This window comes from Microbispora sp. KK1-11 (assembly GCF_006874435.1).
GTDB lineage: Bacteria > Actinomycetota > Actinomycetes > Streptosporangiales > Streptosporangiaceae > Microbispora > Microbispora catharanthi.
Window position 1 is genome coordinate 17,522 of the sequence record NZ_VIRJ01000021.1, and the last position, 19,118, is coordinate 36,639.

The 19,118-nt window shown below is 70.9% G+C and carries 22 protein-coding genes; 13 read left to right on the forward strand and 9 right to left on the reverse strand.

Translation table 11 applies throughout. The features are described from left to right. The first annotated feature begins 140 nt into the window (after positions 1–140). Positions 141–845 (forward strand): response regulator transcription factor, encoded by a 705-nt coding sequence (locus tag FLW16_RS26640; protein WP_229689545.1) that lies wholly within the window; start codon positions 141–143, stop codon positions 843–845. Here the strand turns inward: FLW16_RS26640 and FLW16_RS26645 are convergent. Both FLW16_RS26645 and FLW16_RS26650 read right to left on the reverse strand, forming a co-directional pair. Next, positions 838–2,058, reverse strand: coding sequence for a winged helix-turn-helix domain-containing protein (locus FLW16_RS26645; RefSeq protein ID WP_260615610.1), 1,221 nt, complete (start codon positions 2,056–2,058; stop codon positions 838–840). The two genes, FLW16_RS26640 and FLW16_RS26645, sit on opposite strands and share 8 nt — an antisense overlap. A gap of 68 nt (positions 2,059–2,126) precedes the next feature. Next, complete coding sequence (locus FLW16_RS26650; protein ID WP_142562890.1) at positions 2,127–2,399, reverse strand: HGxxPAAW family protein; 273 nt, start codon at positions 2,397–2,399, stop codon at positions 2,127–2,129. Between the two features lie 218 nt (positions 2,400–2,617). On the opposite strand from FLW16_RS26650, the gene secA reads away from it, so the two are divergent. Then, the gene (gene secA, locus FLW16_RS26655) at positions 2,618–5,419 is read left to right on the forward strand and encodes a preprotein translocase subunit SecA (RefSeq protein ID WP_142562891.1); all 2,802 of its coding nucleotides are present in this window, start codon (positions 2,618–2,620) and stop codon (positions 5,417–5,419) included. Between the two features lie 65 nt (positions 5,420–5,484). On the opposite strand, the gene FLW16_RS26660 is transcribed toward secA, so the two are convergent. The 3 genes from FLW16_RS26660 to FLW16_RS26670 form a co-directional block, all read right to left on the reverse strand. Next, entirely contained in the window at positions 5,485–5,937 is a 453-nt protein-coding gene (locus FLW16_RS26660; protein ID WP_142562892.1) for an Rv3235 family protein, read from the reverse strand. Positions 5,938–6,205: 268 nt separating this feature from the next. Next, positions 6,206–7,540 carry a PTS transporter subunit EIIC gene (locus FLW16_RS26665; RefSeq protein WP_142562893.1) on the reverse strand — a complete coding sequence of 445 codons (1,335 nt, stop codon included), beginning with the start codon at positions 7,538–7,540 and terminating at the stop codon, positions 6,206–6,208. A gap of 28 nt (positions 7,541–7,568) precedes the next feature. Then, positions 7,569–8,309 carry a GntR family transcriptional regulator gene (locus FLW16_RS26670; RefSeq protein ID WP_142562894.1) on the reverse strand — a complete coding sequence of 247 codons (741 nt, stop codon included), beginning with the start codon at positions 8,307–8,309 and terminating at the stop codon, positions 7,569–7,571. Positions 8,310–8,462: 153 nt separating this feature from the next. Here FLW16_RS26670 and FLW16_RS26675 point away from each other — a divergent pair, with 153 nt between their 5' ends. The 7 genes from FLW16_RS26675 (at position 8,463) to FLW16_RS26705 (ending at position 14,374) form a co-directional block, all read left to right on the forward strand. Beyond that, positions 8,463–9,497 (forward strand): SIS domain-containing protein, encoded by a 1,035-nt coding sequence (locus tag FLW16_RS26675; RefSeq protein WP_142562895.1) that lies wholly within the window; start codon positions 8,463–8,465, stop codon positions 9,495–9,497. Positions 9,498–9,530: 33 nt separating this feature from the next. Further along, on the forward strand, positions 9,531–9,767 hold the full coding sequence (locus FLW16_RS26680; protein ID WP_030509331.1) for a glucose PTS transporter subunit EIIB: 237 nt from the start codon (positions 9,531–9,533) through the stop codon (positions 9,765–9,767). A gap of 81 nt (positions 9,768–9,848) precedes the next feature. Then, positions 9,849–10,295 (forward strand): PTS glucose transporter subunit IIA, encoded by a 447-nt coding sequence (locus tag FLW16_RS26685; RefSeq protein WP_142562896.1) that lies wholly within the window; start codon positions 9,849–9,851, stop codon positions 10,293–10,295. A 10-nt stretch (positions 10,296–10,305) separates the two neighbouring features. Next, complete coding sequence (locus FLW16_RS26690; RefSeq protein WP_142562897.1) at positions 10,306–10,941, forward strand: HAD family phosphatase; 636 nt, start codon at positions 10,306–10,308, stop codon at positions 10,939–10,941. Between the two features lie 24 nt (positions 10,942–10,965). Further along, positions 10,966–11,223, forward strand: coding sequence for an HPr family phosphocarrier protein (locus FLW16_RS26695; protein WP_142562898.1), 258 nt, complete (start codon positions 10,966–10,968; stop codon positions 11,221–11,223). A gap of 89 nt (positions 11,224–11,312) precedes the next feature. Further along, complete coding sequence (gene ptsP, locus FLW16_RS26700; RefSeq protein WP_142562997.1) at positions 11,313–12,989, forward strand: phosphoenolpyruvate--protein phosphotransferase; 1,677 nt, start codon at positions 11,313–11,315, stop codon at positions 12,987–12,989. A 68-nt stretch (positions 12,990–13,057) separates the two neighbouring features. Next, complete coding sequence (locus FLW16_RS26705) at positions 13,058–14,374, forward strand: glycoside hydrolase family 3 protein (protein ID WP_260615613.1); 1,317 nt, start codon at positions 13,058–13,060, stop codon at positions 14,372–14,374. On the opposite strand, the gene FLW16_RS44635 is transcribed toward FLW16_RS26705, so the two are convergent. The 3 genes from FLW16_RS44635 to FLW16_RS26720 form a co-directional block, all read right to left on the reverse strand. Continuing rightward, a complete protein-coding gene (locus tag FLW16_RS44635; RefSeq protein ID WP_221891310.1) occupies positions 14,367–14,561 on the reverse strand; it encodes a hypothetical protein in 195 nt (64 codons plus the stop codon). The two genes, FLW16_RS26705 and FLW16_RS44635, sit on opposite strands and share 8 nt — an antisense overlap. An 80-nt stretch (positions 14,562–14,641) precedes the next feature. Continuing rightward, on the reverse strand, positions 14,642–15,577 hold the full coding sequence (locus tag FLW16_RS26715) for a hypothetical protein (protein WP_142562899.1): 936 nt from the start codon (positions 15,575–15,577) through the stop codon (positions 14,642–14,644). Further along, positions 15,568–15,900 carry a hypothetical protein gene (locus FLW16_RS26720; protein WP_142562900.1) on the reverse strand — a complete coding sequence of 111 codons (333 nt, stop codon included), beginning with the start codon at positions 15,898–15,900 and terminating at the stop codon, positions 15,568–15,570. The genes FLW16_RS26715 and FLW16_RS26720 overlap by 10 nt, the downstream gene beginning before the upstream one ends. A gap of 83 nt (positions 15,901–15,983) precedes the next feature. On the opposite strand from FLW16_RS26720, the gene FLW16_RS26725 reads away from it, so the two are divergent. The 4 genes from FLW16_RS26725 to FLW16_RS26740 are packed head-to-tail and all read left to right on the forward strand — an operon-like array spanning position 15,984 to position 18,703. Then, a complete protein-coding gene (locus FLW16_RS26725) occupies positions 15,984–16,769 on the forward strand; it encodes a YbaB/EbfC family nucleoid-associated protein (protein WP_142562901.1) in 786 nt (261 codons plus the stop codon). A 40-nt stretch (positions 16,770–16,809) separates the two neighbouring features. Continuing rightward, positions 16,810–17,484: an HAD family phosphatase gene (locus tag FLW16_RS26730; protein WP_142562902.1), complete on the forward strand. Its 675-nt coding sequence runs from the start codon at positions 16,810–16,812 to the stop codon at positions 17,482–17,484. Positions 17,485–17,513: 29 nt separating this feature from the next. After that, on the forward strand, positions 17,514–18,020 hold the full coding sequence (locus FLW16_RS26735; RefSeq protein ID WP_142562903.1) for a DUF6912 family protein: 507 nt from the start codon (positions 17,514–17,516) through the stop codon (positions 18,018–18,020). 50 nt (positions 18,021–18,070) lie between these two features. Continuing rightward, the gene (locus FLW16_RS26740; RefSeq protein ID WP_142562904.1) at positions 18,071–18,703 is read left to right on the forward strand and encodes an HAD family hydrolase; all 633 of its coding nucleotides are present in this window, start codon (positions 18,071–18,073) and stop codon (positions 18,701–18,703) included. A 4-nt stretch (positions 18,704–18,707) separates the two neighbouring features. Here the strand turns inward: FLW16_RS26740 and FLW16_RS26745 are convergent, their stop codons facing one another. Beyond that, positions 18,708–19,118: a hypothetical protein gene (locus tag FLW16_RS26745; RefSeq protein WP_142562905.1), complete on the reverse strand. Its 411-nt coding sequence runs from the start codon at positions 19,116–19,118 to the stop codon at positions 18,708–18,710.

Genomic DNA, 19,118 nt, shown 5'->3' on the forward strand with positions numbered 1-19,118 from the left:
GACATCCCGGGCCGGGGCGCCGCACGATCCGGTAGGAACCGGGAGGAGAGGGGCGGGCCGGCGCGACGAAGATCCCTAACCACCCTGGAACCCGTGTAATGATGGCGATCCAGCGTCCTTGGCCCCCGCAAGGAGGTTCCGTGACCCGACCCGACGAGGCGGCCCGAGCAGCCGGTCGAAGCGAGCCGATCCGTGTGCTGATCGTCGACGATCACGCGCTGATCCGCCGCAGCCTGGAGCTCGCGCTGGCCGCGGAGGCGGACATCGAGGTGGTAGGCGAGGCGAGCGACGGCCGGGAGGCCGTCGAGCTCGCGGACCGGCTGATGCCGGACGTGGTCCTGATGGACGTCCGCATGCCGAAGCTGGACGGCATCGGGGCGACTCGCAAGATCAAGGAGTCGGTGCCGAGCACCCGGATCATCATGCTCACCGTCAGCGACGAGGAGGAGGACCTCTTCGAGGCGATCAAGGCGGGTGCGACCGGTTATCTGCTCAAGGACGTCCAGATCGACGAGGTGCCCGACGCGGTGCGCGGCGTCCACGAGGGCCAGTCGCTCATCAACCCCGCCATGGCGGCCAAGCTCATCAGCGAGTTCGCGAACATGAGCCGCAAGGAGGCCGAGCGGCCCCCCCAGCTCCCGGTCCCCCGCCTGACCGAACGGGAGATGGAGGTCCTGCGCCTCGTCGCGAAGGGCATGAACAACCGCGAGATCGCCAAGGACCTGTTCATCTCCGAGAACACGGTGAAGAACCACGTCCGCAACATCCTGGAGAAGCTCCAGCTCCACTCGCGCATGGAGGCCGTGGTCTACGCCGTGCGCGAGCGGCTGCTGGAGATCACCTGATCGGCCGGCTCGGGCCGCGGGCCACCGCGGCGCGCAGCGGGGCCTCCAGGTCCGGTGCGCCGACCCGCTCCACCCGCACGTCGGTGCAGCCGACCCAGCTCGCGGCCTCCCACAGGGCGTCGTTCATCGCCTCCACGGCCCTGGCGCGGCCGCTTCCCGGTTCGAAACCGACCTGCCGGGCGACCAGCGTGGCGCCCTCGCGGGCCGGGTCGACCCTGCCGATGATCCGCCCGCCCGCGAGCACCGGCATCGCGAAGTAGCCGTGCACCCGCTTGTCCTTCGGGACGTACGCCTCCAGGCGGTGGTTGAGGCCGAACACGCGCTCGGCCCGCGCCCGCTCCCAGATGAGCGAGTCGAACGGCGACAGCGGTGTGGTGCGATGCCGCCCGCGCGGCTCGCTCTCCAGCGCGTCGGGGTCCGCCCAGGCGTTCGGACCGTCCGGGTCGGCGCCGCGCCGAGCGGGCCAGCCCGACACGCGTACGGGCACGAGGCCGGCGGCGCCGCTCAGCAGCGCCTCGTCGAGCATGGCGGCGTGCCTGCCCTTGACGCGGGTGAAGTCGACCAGGTCCGCCCTGGTCGCCACGCCGAGCGACCGGCCGGCGATCGTGGTCAGCCGGGTCACGCACTCGCCGTCGGACAGGTCCTGGGCGAGCAGGTCCGCCGGGACCGCGCGCTCGGCGAGCTCGTAGACGCGCCGCCAGCCGACGCGGCGGGTGCAGACGACCTCACCGATGTCGAGCAGGAACTCGATGGCGATCTTGGTGTCCGACCAGTCCCACCACGGGCCCCCGTTCTTGGCGCCGCCGATGTCGGCCGTGGTGAGCGGGCCGTCCGAGCGCACCTGCTCCAGGACCTTGTCGACCACGGGCGGCACCTCGTGCCAGCGGTAGCGCCGCTCCCGGTACGCGCGGCGGCGGAAGGCGTACAGCGGCCACTGCTCGATGGGCAGGACGCAGGCGGCGTGGCACCAGTACTCGAAGGCACGGGCGGGGGCGTCCCAGTAGGCCCGCTCGACCACGGAGCGGCCGACCGGCCCGAGGCGCGCGTACGCGACGAGCTCGTGGGAGCGGGCGAGGACGGAGATGGTGTCGAGCTGGACGGCGCCGACGCGCCGCAGCATGGCGGGGACGCCGCCGCCGCGGGCGGTGGCGCCGAGGAAACCCTGGGCCCGGAGGATGATCCTGCGGGCCTCGTCGGCGGTCAGGTCGGTCACAGCCAGAGATGCTAGACGCCGTGACCGACAAAACGCTTACGGCGGTTCGGGCGCGGGCCGGGAATGCCTCAGGAGGTGATGGACCGGTGCTCGAAGGGCGAGTGGTGCTCCTGGACCGGGATCTGCCGGGGCGCGTCCACGATCACGTCCGAGAAGATGTCGAACGCGAGCGCGAGCAGCCCGCCGACCGCGCAGATGCCCACGCCGATCCAGACGAAGAGCCAGTTCGGGCCGAGGGTCAGCGCCACACCCCCGAACGTGAAGCCGATGAGGATGACGATGACGGCAAGCCAAGATTTGGCGCTTCCCGCGTGGCTGCCCTGGTGTCCGCTCTGTGCCATACCCCGTTTTCTACCTGATGACGGAGGTGGTCCCAACATCGGGGGAACCTTGGGGCCGGTTTTCCCTTATGAGTTATGCGATTGTGCCGCGGCGCTCCGTCGATTGCAGGTGGGTGTGTCTGGTACGGGAACCGCCTACGATGGCTAGCGGGGAAGTATGTCTCGTCCTCACACCTCGGTGATCAACCGGGGTAGACCTGCGAGGAGCTTTACTAAAAGTGCCAGCCATTCTCGACAAGATCCTTCGCGCCGGCGAAGGCAAGACTCTGCGGAAGCTCAAGCGCATCGCCGAGCAGGTCAACTCCATCGAAGAGGACTTCAAGAGCCTGTCCGACGCCGAGCTCCGCGCGCTGACCGCCGAGTACAGGCAGCGTCACGCCGAGGGCGAGTCCCTCGACGACCTACTGCCGGAGGCGTTCGCGACCGTCCGCGAAGCCGCCCGCAGGGTCCTCGGCCAGCGTCACTTCGACGTGCAGCTCATGGGTGGCGCCAACCTGCACATGGGCAACATCTCCGAGATGCGCACCGGTGAGGGCAAGACGCTCACCTGTACGCTTCCCGCCTACCTCAACGCGATCTCGGGCAAGGGCGTCCACGTCGTCACGGTCAACGACTACCTGGCCAAGCGCGACGCCGAGACCATGGGCCGCGTCCACCGCTTCCTCGGCCTGGAGGTCGGGGTCATCCTGGCGAACATGCCGCCGGAGGAGCGCCGCAAGCAGTACAACGCCGACATCACGTACGGCACGAACAACGAGTTCGGCTTCGACTACCTCCGCGACAACATGGCGTGGTCGATCGAGGAGTGCGTCCAGCGCGGCCACAACTTCGCGATCGTGGACGAGGTCGACTCGATCCTGATCGACGAGGCCAGGACCCCGCTCATCATCTCCGGCCCGGGTGAGCAGTCGGGTAAGTGGTACCAGGAGTTCGCCAAGATCGTGCCGCGGCTGCGGCGGGGCACCGAGGGCAAGGACGGCGAGGAGAGCACCGGCGACTACGTCGTCGACGAGAAGAAGCGCACCGTCGGCATCCTCGAGGCGGGCGTGGAGAAGGTCGAGGACTGGCTCGGCATCGACAATCTCTACAAGCCCGAGCACACCCACCTCGTGCAGTTCCTCAACAACGCCCTCAAGGCCAAGGAACTGTTCAAGAAGGACAAGGACTACATCGTCGTCGACGGCGAGGTCCTGATCGTCGACGAGTTCACCGGGCGCGTCCTGCACGGCCGTCGTTACAACGAGGGCATGCACCAGGCCATCGAGGCCAAGGAAGGCGTGAAGATCAAGGACGAGAACCAGACTCTCGCCACGATCACGCTGCAGAACTACTTCCGCCTCTACGAGAAGCTCGCCGGCATGACCGGTACGGCCGCCACCGAGGCCAACGAGTTCCACCAGACGTACAAGCTGGGCGTCGTCCCGATCCCGACCAACCGGCCGATGGTCCGCAAGGACCAGGCCGACGTCGTCTACAAGTCCGAGGACGCCAAGTTCCAGGCGTGCGTCGAGGACATCAAGGAGCGCTACGAGAAGGGCCAGCCGGTCCTCGTCGGCACCACCAGCGTCGAGAAGTCCGAGAAGCTGTCGCGGATGCTCAAGCGCCAGGGCGTGCAGCACGAGGTGCTGAACGCCAAGAACCACGCCCGTGAGGCCGCGATCGTCGCCGAGGCGGGCCGCAAGGGCGCGGTCACCGTGGCGACCAACATGGCCGGTCGAGGCACCGACATCATGCTCGGCGGCAACCCCGAGTTCCGCGCCGACCTGGAGCTTCAGCAGCGCGGCCTGTCGCCGTCCGAGACTCCGGAGGAGTACGAGAAGGCGTGGCCCGAGGCGCTGGAGAAGGCCAAGGAGGCCGTCAAGGCCGAGCATGAGGAGGTCACCGCGCTCGGCGGCCTCTACGTGCTGGGCACCGAGCGGCACGAGTCGCGGCGCATCGACAACCAGCTCCGCGGTCGTTCCGGCCGTCAGGGCGACCCCGGCGAGTCGCGCTTCTACCTCTCGCTCGAGGACGACCTCATGCGGCTGTTCAACTCGGCCAGGGTCGAGATGATCATGACGCGGCTCAACATCCCGGACGACGTGCCGATCGAGTCGGGCATGGTCTCCAAGGCCATCGCCTCCGCGCAGCACCAGGTCGAGCAGCAGAACTTCGAGATCCGCAAGAACGTCCTGAAGTACGACGAGGTGATGAACCGCCAGCGCACGGTGATCTACGCCGAGCGGAGGCGGGTGCTGGAAGGCGCCGACCTGCATGAGCAGGTCCGCGGCTTCGTCACCGACGTCGTCGACGACTACGTCAAGGGCGCCACCGCCGAGGGCTTCGCCGAGGAGTGGGACCTCGAGAAGCTGTGGAAGGCGTTCGGCCAGCTCTACCCGATCTCCTTCACCGTCGACGAGCTCATCGAGCAGGTCGGCGGCGACCGGGAGGAGCTGACGGCGGACGTCCTCGCCGAGAAGGTCAAGCAGGACGCGCTCGCGGCCTACGACCGCCGCGAGGAGCAGCTCGGCTCCGAGGCGATGCGCGAGCTGGAGCGCCGGGTCATCCTCTCGGTGCTCGACCGCAAGTGGCGCGAGCACCTGTACGAGATGGACTACCTCCAGGAGGGCATCGGCATGCGTGCCTATGCCCAGAAGGACCCGCTGATCGAGTACCAGCGCGAGGGCTACGAGATGTTCTCCGCGATGCTCGACGGCATCAAGGAGGAGTCGGTCGGCTACCTGTTCAACCTCGAGGTCGAGGTGCAGGCCAACCCGATCGTCGAGGAGAACGCCGAGGAGGACACGGCGCTCTCCGAGACCGGCTCGATCATCGCCCGGGCGCTGCGGCAGCCGTCGCGGCCGACCGAGATGGTCTACACCGCGCCGGGCGAGAGCGGCGACGTGGAGGTCAGCCGGGTGCGGTCGACCCCCGAGCAGCGCGCCGCGTACGGCGACACCGAGCGCAACGCGCCCTGCCCCTGCGGCTCGGGCAAGAAGTACAAGCGCTGCCACGGCGACCCGCGCAACCAGCAGGCGTGACGTGACCTGAGAGGGACCCCGCCGGGCCGTGCCCGGCGGGGTCCTTCGCGTCATGCGGGGCCCGGTCACGCGGTCTCGAAGTCGGTGACCAGCCACTGCACGCCCTGCCGCTCCAGCCGTACGGCGAGCACGCGACTGCGCGGCCCGCAGTGGACGAGCAGGCACATCTCGATCACCCCGTCGCGGGGCCGTTGCACGTGGGGGAGGCCCGTCAGGGGCGGCCGCTCGGTGTCGATCATCTTTCCGGCGCGGACCAGTTCGCGGTAGGCGCGTTCCGTCAGCCGGTCCTGGACCGTCTCCGGCGGCCTGCGGCCCGCCAGGATCTCCGCGAGCGCCTGGCCGAGCCCCCGCAGGCGGCGCTCGTCCATGGGCGTGGCCGCACGGCGCGGAGTGGGAGCCAGGGCGAGCGTGCCGTACGTGCCGGGACGGGTGACGTGGCCGCCGCCGTCACGCTCGTCGTAGGGAGGATCGGCCGGGGGGACGGACGCGAGCCGTGGCAGGGGGACGGGCTTGGGCATCGGGGGACTCCGCTCTCGTACGCCGTGAACCTGACGCCTAATAGAGGTTGCGGTCATCCGCCCTGATACGGGGAAACGCCAACTTTGCCGAGTCGCGAGCCTTTGTGCCGCCGTTCGTCCGGGAAGATTCCTCCAGGTTGGCGGGGCCGTCTCGGATTTGAGCACGGGTTGATCGGCAATTAGCGGCACCCGCAATGGCCGGAAACGCAACAGGGGCGCCCGGGATCAACGGGCGCCCCTGCTCTCCCTGAGAGGGGGACCTGACGCGTCAGGCGCGGGCACGCGCCGTGTCGGCGCTCTCCCCGGAGTCCACGTCGGGCTCGGGTTCGCGACCGGGCGTCATGATGTTCAGCTTCTTGATGAGGAAGCTGAAGATCACGTAGTAGAGGACGAAGTAGACGACGCCGATCAACATGATCAGCCAGAAGTTGTGCGTGTTGTCCTTCGTCGCGTTCAGGGCGGCGTCGATCGCGCCGGCGGAGAACCCGAAGCCGAGCCGTCCGTCGAGGGCCGCGACCACGGCCATCGAGATGCCGGTGAGCAGGGCGTGCGCCGCGAACAGGATCGGGGCCACGAAGATGAACGCGAACTCGATCGGCTCGGTGATGCCGGTGACGAACGAGATCAGGGCCGTGGAGATCATGATGCCGCCGACCGTGGCGCGGCGGTGCGGCGGCGCTGCCCGCCACATGGCGATCGCGGCGGCCGGCAGGCCGAACATCATGACCGGGAAGAAGCCCGCCATGAACGCGCCGGCGCCGTCCTGCCCGGCGAAGTAGCAGTTCAGGTCGCCCGTGGCGTGCGTGGCGCCGACGGTGCACTCCGGCACGGTGAACCAGACGATCGAGTTGACGAAGTGGTGCAGGCCGAAGGGGATGAGGCCCCGGTTCACGATCCCGTAGATGCCCGCGCCGATCGTGGAGTTGCCGGCGAGCCAGTCGCCGAAGCTGCTCAGGCCCTGTCCGATCGGCTGCCAGACCAGGCCGAAGATCACGCCGAGGACGAGCCCGGCCAGCGCGGTGAGGATCGGGACGAAGCGACGGCCGCCGAAGAAGGCCAGCCAGGCGGGAAGCTTGGTCCGGTAGTACCGCTGCCACAGGATCGCCGCGACGAGGCCCATGAGGATGCCGCCGAGCACTCCGGTAGGGTTGGCCGCCGCGAGGTTGAGCGCCTCCGCCGGCTTGCCGTCCGCCCCCACGAGGGTCTGCGCCACCTTCTTGTGCACCGCCGCGTCCGCGGAGGCGTCGAAGAACATCAGGTGGGTGACCCGGTCCCAGACGAGGTAGCCGACCACGGCCGCCAGGGCGGTCGAGCCGTCGGCGCGGCGGGCGAAACCGACCGCGACGCCGACCGCGAACAGCAGCGGCAGCGCGTCGAACAGGGCGCCGCCCGCGCCGCCGATGACCTGTGCGATCTTGTCGAGCGTCGCGTTGTCCGTGCGGCCGAGGAGGTCGTCCTGGCCGATCCGGAGAAGAAGCGCCGCGGCGGGCAGCGCCGCGATCGGAAGCATCAGCGAGCGGCCGATGCGGGACAGCGCGGTCATCACCGCGTTCTGACTGGCAGGTGCTGCGGGCAGGCCCGCGTCGGCGGAGGTGGAACTCATCGGGTGTTCCTCCAGGATGGGGGGACTACTAGAGGCGTCTGGCCGGGGCTCCGAGGAGCGTCCGGAGCTGGTAGCGGTCGGCGCGATAGGTGGAGACGCCGAGTTCGGCGCATACCCCGCCGGCGAAGGACCGGCGCTGCAGCAGCAGCACGGCCCCGCCCCGGGGCAGTTTGAGCAGATCGGCGTCGCTCGGATCGGCGAGGCCGCCGTCGATGGTGAGCTCCCCGGCGTCCATCACGAGTCCGTAGCGGGACTCGAGCAGGGCGTACAGGGATCGGCCGGTCAGGTCGTAGGCATCGAGGTCGGGTGCGAGCGCGACCGGGATGTGGGCGCGCTCGATGCTCAGCGGTTCCCCGTCCGCCGTGCGTAGCCGCTCGATGAAGTGGACGGCGTCTCCCGGCTGGATGCCGAGCTGCCGTGCGAGGTGGGCGCTGGCCCGGACCACCCGCCGGTCCAGGTCGCGGGAGCCCGGCTCCATGCCGCGCGCCCGCATGTCGTCGGTGAAGGAGGTGAGTTGGAGTGCCAGCTCGATCTTCGGGCGGGCCACGAACGTTCCCTTGCCCGGGACCCGGTGCAACCGGCCCTCGGACACCAGGTGGTCGACGGCCTGCCGTACCGTCATACGAGACAGGTCGAAGCGCTGGCTCAGGTCACGTTCGGAGGGGATCGCCGCGCCGATCGGCAGCTCGTTGCTCTCGATGAGGTCGAGCAGGATCTCCCGCAGCTGGAAGTACTTGGGCACCGGGCTGTCCGGATCGATCTGGGCCACTGATCCCTCCCCTCTCGCTCAGGATCGTCCGAATAAGTTAAGGTTCTTACTGGTCTAGTCCGGACTAGACCACAGCCGGGAAATGTGTGTCAATGTATGGGCCGGCGACGGATCGATAACGGACAAATCTCGCCAAGCAGAGGATGATCATCGATGACGACCAGGATGCGCGGTGAGATCGCCGAGCAGCCCGCGGCGATTCGGGCGACGCTGGACGCCCTCCTTCCGAGGACCGGCGACGTCGAGGCGGTCGCGCGGGACACCCGCCACCTGCTGTTCGTCGCCCGCGGGACCTCGGACAACGCGGCGGTCTACGGCCGCTACCTGATCGAGGCGCGGGCGGGCCGGATGGCCGCGATGGGCGCCCCCTCCGTCGCCACCACCTATCGCCGCAGGCTCGACCTCGACGGGGTGCTGGCCGTGGGCCTGTCCCAGTCGGGCCGTACGGAGGAGATCGTCGAAACCCTCCAGTGGGCGAAGGACTGCGGCGCGAAGACCGTCGCGATCACCAACGGGGGCGAGGAGTCGCCGCTGGCCCAGGCCGCCGACCTCGCGCTGTGCACGCTCGCCGGCGAGGAGAAGGCCGTCCCGGCCACGAAGACCTACACGACCCAGCTCGCCGCGCTGGCCGTGCTCGCGATCGGCCTCGGCGCCGACGTGAACCCCGACGACCTGCGCCGGGTGCCGGACGCGGTGGAGAAGCTGATCTCCGACCCCGGCGACCTGGACGCCGTGGTCGAGGGCCTGGCCGACAAGCCCGGCGTCGTCGTGTCCGGCCGCGGCCTGGCGTTCTCGACCGCGCTGGAGCTGGCGCTCAAGCTCAAGGAGGCGTGCTACCTGCACGCCATGGGCCTGTCGTACGCCGACCTGCTGCACGGTCCGATCGCGGTCGTGGACGCCGAGACCCCGGCGATCCTGGTGGCGGCCGGGCAGGGCCCGACACTGGCGGGCACGGTCGCGCTGGCCGAGCGGGTCACCGGCGCCGGCGCCGCCGCCTTCGGCGTCGGGGGCGGCGAACGGCTCGCCGCCGCCTCGACCGCCGCCCTGAACGGTCCGGACCTGCCCGAGTGGGTGGCTCCGCTGGGACTCATCGTCCCCGGGCAGTTGCTCACCGAGGCGCTCGCGCGCAGGCTCGGTATCGACCCCGATTCCCCCCGCGGTCTGAAGAAGGTCACGCAGACCGACTGACGACAGACCGGCCGAAACAACAGGAGGACCCCCATGGCTGCAGACGCCGAGGCGATCATCGCCGGGCTCGGTGGCGCCGACAACATCATCGAAGTGGAGCCGTGCATCACGCGGCTGCGCACCGAGGTGCACGACGCCTCGAAGGTGGACCAGGCCGCGCTCAAGGCGGCCGGCGCCCACGGAGTGATGGCGGCGGGCAATGTCGTCCAGGTCGTGGTGGGCCCCGAGGCCGACACCATCGCCAGCGACATCGAGGACATCATCGGCTGAACCCGGGAGATCGTCGCGGGTCCGCCGGTCTCGGGCGGACCTGTGGCGACGCCTGCCCGGATCTCAGGGAAGGGCTCTTCATTGACGACTGTTCTCGCCCCGATCGCGGGGGCGGCCATCGGCCTGGCCGCCGTGCCGGACCCGGTGTTCTCGCAGGCGATGGTCGGCCCGGGAACCGCGATCGACCCCCTCCGGCGGCCCGTCGAGGCACTGGCCCCGATCAGCGGCACGATCGTGAAGCTGCACCCGCACGCGTACGTCGTGGTGGGGGACGACGGCAGGGGCGTGCTGGTGCATCTCGGCATCGACACCGTGCAACTCAAGGGCGAGGGCTTCCGCCTGCTCGCAGCGGAGGGGGACCGCGTCGGCGCCGGGCAGCCCGTCGTGGCCTGGGACCCCGCGGCGGTCGAGGCCGGCGGCCGCTCGCCGGTGTGCCCGGTGGTGGCGCTCGACGCCGTGGCGGGCTCGGTCGGCGAGGTCGCCGAGGGCGGCGTCAACGCGGGCGACCCGCTCTTCGAGTGGTCGTGATGCTCAGGTGATGGAGGCCGCGCTCTTCGACCTCGACGGCACCCTGGTCAACACCGAGGTCCGCAGCCGCGCCCTGTGGCGGATGTTCCTGGACGACCGCGGCATCACGTACGACGAGACGCTGTTGCGGCGCGTCATGGGCCGCCGCGGGGTGGACGTCGTCCCCGAGGTGCTGCCCGGCATGGACCCGGAGGTCGTGATGGAGGAGATCCGCTCCTACTACGACCATCCGGACCTGCCCGACATCGTGCCGGTGCCGGGGGCGGCGGAGCTGGTGTCCCGGGTCGCGGAGCAGGGGGCTCCGCTGGCCCTGGTCACCTCGGCCCAGCGGTGGTGGGCGGTGGAGCGGCTCACCGACATCGGCGTCGTGGAGATGGTACGGACCATCGTCTCCGCCGAGGACGTGACCGTCGGGAAGCCGGATCCGTCCGGCTACCTCATGGCGGCCGACCTGCTCGCCGTGGATCCGGCCACGTGTGTGGTGTTCGAGGACTCGCTCGCCGGGATAGCGGCGGCTCGGGCCGCGGGTATGACGTGCGTTGCGGTGGCCACCACCCATCATCCGGATGAACTGTCACACGCGGATCTGGTAATACCCGATATGTCGGGTATTGACTGGCCTTTGACGGAACTACCGGCGGTCTAGACCACCGTCGCAGGAGGAGGAAACGTGGCCGAACGCACAGTCAGCGTCGCGTCCGAGGTCGGGCTCCACGCCCGCCCGGCGGCGACGTTCGTGCAGACCGCGGCGAAGGCGCCTTATGACGTCACCATCGCCAAGGCGGGCGGATCGCCGGTGAGCGCGAAGAGCATCCTGTCGGTTCTGGCGCTCGACGTACGGCAGGGGGAGTCGATCGTCATCAGCGCGGACGGCGAGGGCGCGGAAGAGCTGCTCGACGAGCTCGCCCAGATCGCCTCGGCCTCCTGACGCCGGTGGACGGACAGCGGAAGACGGGGACGACGGCGGGGGACGAGAACGGCGCGCGGTCGCCGGCCGGCACTGGGCTTGCCGACACTGTGCTTGCCGGTACCGGGGTCAGCCCCGGCGCCGGGTACGGCCCGGCCCATGTGCTGGCGGGTGAGATACCCGAGCCCGACAAGGAGGCGCGCCACGACGGCGACGCCGCCGCCGAGCGGGCCCGCGCCGAGCGGGCGGTCGAGGAGGTGGCCGCCGACCTGGAGGCGCGGGGCGCCAGGGCGGGCGGCGAGGCCCAGGAGGTGCTCGGCGCGCAGGCGTTGATGGCCCGCGACCCGAGCCTGGCCGTGGAGGTCGGCGAGCTCATCGAGCGTGGCGTGGCCGCCCCGCGCGCCGTCTTCGACGCGTTCGGCAAGTATCGGGACCTGCTCGCGGCGGCCGGCGGCTACCTGGCCGAGCGCGTGGCGGACCTCGACGACATCCGCGACCGGGTGATCGCCGTGCTCACCGGCCTGCCCATGCCCGGCGTGCCGGCCAGCGCCGCCGAGCCGTTCGTGCTCGTCGCCAAGGACCTCGCCCCGGCCGACACCGCGCTGCTGTCGAAGGACGTGGTCGCCGCGTTCGTCACCGAGCAGGGCGGGCCGACCAGCCACACGGCGATCCTCGCCCGCTCGATGGGCGTGCCCGCCGTCGTCGGCTGCGCCGGCGCGACGGCGATCGCCCCCGGCACCCCCGTGCTGGTCGACGGCGCGTCCGGGCAGGTGCTGCTCGCGCCTGACCCGGCCCGCGTGGCCGAGGCGCGTGCCGCCGAGGAGGCACGGCGGGCGGTGCTGTCGGCGGCCACAGGCCCAGGCGCGACCGCCGACGGGCACCCCGTTCCCCTGCTCGCCAACATCGGCGGCCCCCGCGACCTGGAGAGCGCGCTGGCCAACGGCGCCGAGGGCGTCGGCCTCTACCGCACCGAGTTCCTCTTCCTCGATCGCGAGACCGCGCCGTCGGGAAGCGAGCAGGAGGAGGCCTACCGGACGGTGTTCGAGGCGTTCCCGGAGGGCCGCGTGGTGGTACGCACGCTCGACTCCGGCGCCGACAAGCCGCTGGCGTTCCTGCCGCCGCCGGAGGAGGAGCCGAACCCGGCGCTCGGGGAGCGCGGCCTGCGCATGTTCCGCCGGTATCCGGAGATCATGACCGCCCAGCTCGGCGCGCTGGCGCGGGCCGCGGCGGGCGTCTCGGCCAAGGTCCAGGTCATGGCGCCGATGGTGGCCACCGTCGAGGAGGCCGAGTGGTTCGCCGAGGCCTGCCGTACGGCGGGGCTCGACGGCGCGGGCATCATGATCGAGGTGCCGTCGGCGGCGCTGCGGGCGGCGGACCTCATCCGGGCCGTCGACTTCTTCTCGATCGGGACCAACGACCTCACGCAGTACGCGCTCGCGGCCGACCGCCAGGTCAGTGCCGTCGCCGGGCTGCAGGACCCGTGGCATCCGGCAGTGCTCGACCTGATCGCGATGGCGGCCTCCGCGGCCTCCGCGGCGGGCAAGGGCTGCGGGGTCTGCGGCGAGGCCGCGGCCGATCCGGTGCTCGCCTGCGTGCTCGTCGGCATGGGGGTCACCTCGCTGTCCATGGGCGCCCCCGCGCTGCCCTGGGTGCGCGCCTCCCTGTCGCGGCACACGCTCGCGCAGTGCCGCGACGCCGCCGCCGCGGCGCGGTCGGCCACCTCGGCGCAGGCCGCCAAGGCCGCCGCACGCGCGGAACTGCCGGGCCTGGAGGCACTCGCGTTCTGACCGCCCACAGCGGGGCCGTGACCGGGTTCCTGGCCCGGTCACGGCCGGGCACGGCTACGGTAAAGAACGTGCCACGAATCAGACACGGTGTCGTCATGCTCGCCGCCCTCCTCGTGACCGGATGCTCGTCCGGCATCGGCGCCGCGAGTCCGGCGCCCTCGCCGCGCGCGTCCGCGCCGGTGTCTCCGGTGGCATCCCCGTCCCTGTCGCCCTCCTCGGCGCCCTCGGCCCGCCCATCGGGAAGCCTGGCCGAGCGGACGCTCGCGGCGATGAGCCTGCGGGACAAGGTCGCGCAGCTCTTCACCATCGTGGTGTGGGGCCAGAAGGCCGGGGCGGCGAGCAAGGAGAACGAGGCGCGCTACGGCGTGGCGACGCCGGCGCAGGTGGTGGAGAAGTTCCGCCCCGGCGGGGTGATCCTGTTCGACTGGGCGGGCAACGTCTCCGGCGCGGGCCAGGTGGCCGCGCTCACCACCGGCCTGCGCGAGGCGGCGGCCAGGTCCGGCGAGGCGCCGCTCATGATCGGCGTGGACCAGGAGAACGGCCTCGTCTCCCGGCTCAAGTCTCTCGTCACCAAGTTCCCCGGCGCGTCGGAGATCGGCGAGACCGGCAAGACGGGGAACGCGCGCGACGTCGCCAGGGCGACCGGCGAGGAACTGCGCGACCTCGGTATCTCGCTCGACTTCGCGCCGGTCGCCGACGTCAACATCAACCCCCGCAACCCCGTGATCGGGCCCCGCGCCTACGGCTCCGACCCGGGGAAGGTGGCCGCGATGGTCGGGGCGGCCGTCGACGGCTTCCACGCGGCGGGCGTGGCCTCCGTCGCCAAGCACTTCCCCGGCCACGGGGACACCTCGGTCGACAGCCACACGGGCCTGCCGGTCATCACGCACTCGAAGACGCAGTGGCGGAAGCTCGACGCGCCGCCGTTCCGCGCGGCGATCGCGCACGACGTGGACGCGATCATGTCGGCACACGTGGTGATGCCGAAGCTCGACCCCTCGGGCGACCCCGCGACGCTGTCCCACCGCATCCTCACCGGCCTGCTTCGCCAGGAACTCGGCTTCGACGGTGTGATCAGCACCGACGCGCTCGACATGGCCGGGGTGCGGAAGAAGTACGGCGACGCGGAGGTCGCCGTGCGGGCCGTGCTCGCCGGGGCCGACATGCTCCTCATGCCGCCGAACCTGCCCAAGGCGTACGACGCCGTCCTCGACGCGGTGAAGTCGGGCCGGATCTCCGAACGCAGGATCGACGAGTCGGCGCTGCGGATCCTGCGGCTGAAGGAGAAGCGCGGCGTCTTCGGCCCGATCAGCACCGACCCCGGCGCGCTGAAGTCCGCCGCGCACCGCAAGGTCGCGGAGCGCGTCTTCGCCGCCGTCAGGTGACGGCGGGCGCGTCTCCTTCTGGCTCGTCCTCTTCCGGCTCGTCGACCTGGCTGTAGTCGAAGTACACCGTGATCGACGGCCAGTCGGTGCCGTCGTCGGTGACCTCGTTGTGCATGACCAGGTCGTACACCTCGACCTGGCCCAGCTCCTCGATCGTGGTCGCGACCCGGCGGAGCAGCGCAGGCACGCTGTCCTGTCCAATCCCTTCCGGATTGTTCTGGGTGAAATGGTACATCTGGCTTGAAATTGGCTTGGTCATGACAGTCCCTACAGGAAACGCCTTTTCTTCTTGCCCTGGGTGTTCTGATTCTGCTGGCCTTGCTGCTGGCCCTGCTGCTGATTCGCGTTGCCCTGGTTGGACTGGGTGCCGCGCTTCTGCGCGTTGCGGTCACCGTCGAGCTTCTCGCCGGTCTTCACCTTCTGCTCGGCCGCCTTGGCGGCCTTCCTGTCGTACGGCTGACCGGCCTTCTTCGCGTCCAGCGCCGCCTGCTCCGCCGAGGACAGCTGGGGGCCGGTCTGCCTCGAATAGGGCTTGCGGCTCCTGCCCATGTCGAGCTTGATGCCGCCGCGGGGCCCCGTCTCACCCGCCGTCCGCACGGGCGTGCCCCTCAGGGGAACGTGGGGGCCGCCCGCCCCCGCCAGGGACGGGCCGCCTCCGAAGGGGCCGCGGGTGTTCTTCAGGATGCGTTCCAGCGGTTCGGTGATGTGCCGCGTGACGGCCGGGGCCAGAACCCGGGCGCCGCCCTCCTCGGCCTCCCTGAGGATCTTCCGCATGGCGTACCGGGTGGCGAGGAGCCCCGCCGTCGCCGAGGCCGCGGCGAACGGGCCGCCCGCGACGAGGGTCGCGGCCAGCTTGGTCGCGCCCGCCATGGCCTGCGTGATGATGGCCACCTTCGTGGCGGTCACCGCGGTGGCGGTGCCTTCGAGCACCGCCGGCGCGTACGCGGCGGCCCCGACGGCCGTGCGGAGGTGTTCTGTGGTGCCGGTCGTGTTCCAGTTGGTGCGCATCGCGTCGGCGGACACGCCCTGGTACACCCCCGGCAGCCGCCTGACCTCGCCCTCCGCGCCGCTTCCCCCGGAGGCGGCGCCGGCCTGCACGACCTGCCACGGGCGGATCTCCGCGCGGATGTCGGCCTCGTCGATCTTCGGGAAGTTCACCAGGCTCGCGATCGGCTGTGCCCAGTCCGGCGGCATCAAGCCCATGCCGGGCCCGTTTCGCCGTGCGCCCCCGCGATCTGGCGCCCCGCGTCGCCCTCGGCGTCCGACACCCGCCGGCGCACGACCGCGAGCGCGTCTCCCGTGCCGCCCACCGTCCCTCCGAGCCGCGCGTACGCCTCGACGGCCGTCAGAGCGGAGCGGTTGTACGCGGCCACGAAAGCGCCGAACAGGCCGTCGTCACCCCACGAGGAGGCGCCGGCCCGCTCGCGCAGATACTGGAGGGCGGTCACGAACTCGTCGCCGTGCTCCGCCAGACGAGAGGAGGCCCTGTCCACTTCGCTGTGTTCGATGCCAAGTTCCCCGTACATGCGCGGCACGTTAGCATGACCCGCGAATTACGGACGGGTGAATTGCACAGTAAAAGCCTTTTGTCCTTTTTGTGGAGGAACACTTGTCCCTGTCGTTTCCGGGGGGCAGCGACCTGGAGCTGCTTGAGCAGATGATTCGCCAGGCCGAGGACGTCATGCGCGGCCTCGCGGACGTCCAGGCCGGGATCCGGCAGGTCACCGGCGAAGGGGAGGGCGCCGACGGCCTGGTGAGGGCCAGGGCCGACGGCCGGGGACAGGTCACCGCGATCACACTGGATCCGCGGGCCATGCGGCTCGACGCGGCCGTTTTGAGCGCGGAGGTCACGAGGGCGATCAGGGCCGCCCAGGACGCCGCGAAGGAGAGGACGGACGAGCTCGTCGCCGCCGCCCAGGCCCGGGTGACCGGGCTGGCCGCCCCGCTCGACGAGACGTTCGTGCGATATCGGTTCGACCAGCTCGCCCAGGAGCTGGACGCGGGAGCGGACGAGTACGACCGGTATGCCGACGACCTGGAGCAGGACGCGGAGCGTGCCGCACGGATCGAGGCATGGCTGGAGGACGGGCAGCGCGAGATCGAGGCCGTCACCGGCCACGGCCGGGCGGCGGACGGCCGGATCAAGGTCGTCACGACGGTGTACGGCCAGGTGCGGGAGGTCGTCATCGAGCCTCGTGCCATGCGCCTGCCCAGCCGGACGCTGGCCGAGGAACTCCTGCTGGCCCTGCACCGGGCGCAGCAGGACGCGGAACGGCAGAGCCGTCAGATGGTGAGTGACGCGCTGCGGGAGCTGGCGCCCGGCGAGTCGTTCGGGCCGGACGCCGTCGACGAGTGGTTCGGCGGCGTGCTCAAGCCCTTCGAGCGGCCCGACTGACCACTCCCTATATTTGTAGGCACGTCGGGTGGGAGGCGTTGTGCTCAAGGGTGTGCTGATCGACTGGGGCGGGGTTCTGACCACGAGCCTGGCCGAGTCCGTCGCGGAGTGGATCGAGGCGGACCGGATCGACCCCCGGCACTACCGGGAGGTCATGCGCGCGCTGGTCACGCAGGCGTACCGGGCCGGTGTCGAGCCGGACGGCGAGAACCCGATCCACGCGCTCGAACGGGGCGAGATTCCGGTCCTGGAGTTCGAGCGCGCCCTGGCGGCCCGGCTGGTGACCCTCGACGGCGGCCCGCCGGAGGCCGACGGCCTGCTGGCCCGGATGTTCGCCGGGTTCCGGCCGGTCGAGGAGATGAACGAGATGCTCCGCCAGGCCCGGACGGCCGGGCTCGGCACCTGCCTGGTGTCCAACTCCTGGGGCGACCACTACTCGCGTGAGGACTGGGAGGTCCTCTTCGACGCGGTCGTCATTTCGGGAGAGGTCGGCATGCGCAAGCCCGAGGAGCGGATCTTCCGGCATGCGCTCGGCCTGCTGGGGCTCGAGCCGGGGCAGTGCGTGTTCGTCGACGACATCGAGGCGAACATCGTGGCGGCCCGCGCGATCGGCCTGGTCGGGGTCCATCACAGCGATCCCTCGGAGACCATCGCCGAGATGGAGCGCCTGTTCGGCCTGCCTTTCCACGGGCCCGGCGTCGCCGCCCGTCCGTAGCTTCAATCAGAGACCGAGTCGAGGAACGCATGCGCGTCTATCTGCCGTCCACGATCCCCGCCCTGGCGCGCGTCGTCGCCGCGGGGGAGCTGGGCCCGGCCCCGCTGACCGGCTTCGCGGTCACCCCCGCGTTGATCGAGTGGTACGCGTCGGGTGACACCGAGGAGCTGGAGTACGTCGCGCTGACCGAGGCCGCCCGGGCCTCCCTGCGCATGCTGGCCGCCGACCGCAAGGACGGCGTCGAGGTGGCCGCCCGGCGGGTGGTGATCGCGGCCGAGGTGCCCGACGAGACCGTGAAGGCCGGAGCCGATCTGGAGGAGCGCGCCCGCGTGCGGGTGCTGGAGCCGATCCCGATGCGGCTGGTCGCCTCGGTCCACCTGGACGACGCCGACGCCCTGCCCGACGTCGAGGCGGCGATCGCGGCGCTGTTCGCGGCCGACGGCGGGGACGACGACGCGCAGTTCGTCGTGGACGGTGTGGAGGACCACGAACTGCTGTGGTACGCCACGCAGGAGATCCCGGATCTGCTCGCCTGACCCGCGGAGTTCATGGAGTTGTCACGCCCGGCGTCTAAGCTGGAGGCGAGATGACACACATTGTTTGGGACTGGAACGGGACGCTCTTCCACGACATCGACGCCGTCGTCGGCGCGACCAACGAGCTCTTCCTGCCGTACGGCCTGGGGCCGTACGACGCGGAGGGCTTCCGCGAGGTGTACACCCGCCCCATCTGGGTGGCGTACGAGCGGATGCTCGGCCGGCCGCTCGGAGAGGGCGAGTGGGAACTGCTCGACGCGGGCTTCCACGAGCACTACCACCGGCTGATGGAGGCGTGCAGCCTCGCCGAAGGGGCGCTGTCGAGCCTGCGCGCCTGGGAGGAGTCGGGCCGCACGCAGTCGCTGCTGTCCATGTGGGGCCACGAACGGCTGGTCCGCAAGACCGGCGAGTTCGGCATCGACGGCCACTTCACCCGGATCGACGGCTCGCGCTCGGCGACCGGCGGCCACAAGGCCGAGCACATGGTGGAGCACCTGCGCGCGCTCGGCCTCGACTCGGCGAAGGTCGTCGTCATCGGCGACAGCGTGGACGACGCCCACGCGGCCCAGCACGTGGGCGCCCGCGCCATCCTCTACACCGGCGGCATGACCAGGCGGTCGGAGCTGGAGGGCGTCGGGGTCCCGGTGGTGGACTCGCTGGCCGACGCCCTCGACCTCGTCTGACGCGTCAGCGGGCCTGGCGTTCCTCCTCCTCCAGCAGCCACCGGGGCTTGGCCCTGCGTGGCGGCCGGTAGAGCCGCTTGACCGCCACGCCTCCGGCGACGAACGACGCGAACAGGAACAGCCCCATGATCGCGTCCCAGGTCTCCTGGCCGGAGACCCGCGTGTAGGCGAGCATCACGGCCCACATCGCGAGCATGACGGCCCCGGGGAGCTGCGCGAACGGCAGGTTGCGCAGCTCCTTGGGGTTGTCGGTGTCGAAGTAGCGCGCCGCCCAGGTGCCGCCGGGCCCGCCGCGGACGAACCTGACGTGGTTGACGAAGCCGAGGATCGCGAGCAGGGCGGCGGCGAGCACCGCCCACACCGGCGCGTGCGGATAGCCCACGACCTCGGCCGTGTCGGCCAGAGCGCCCGTCAT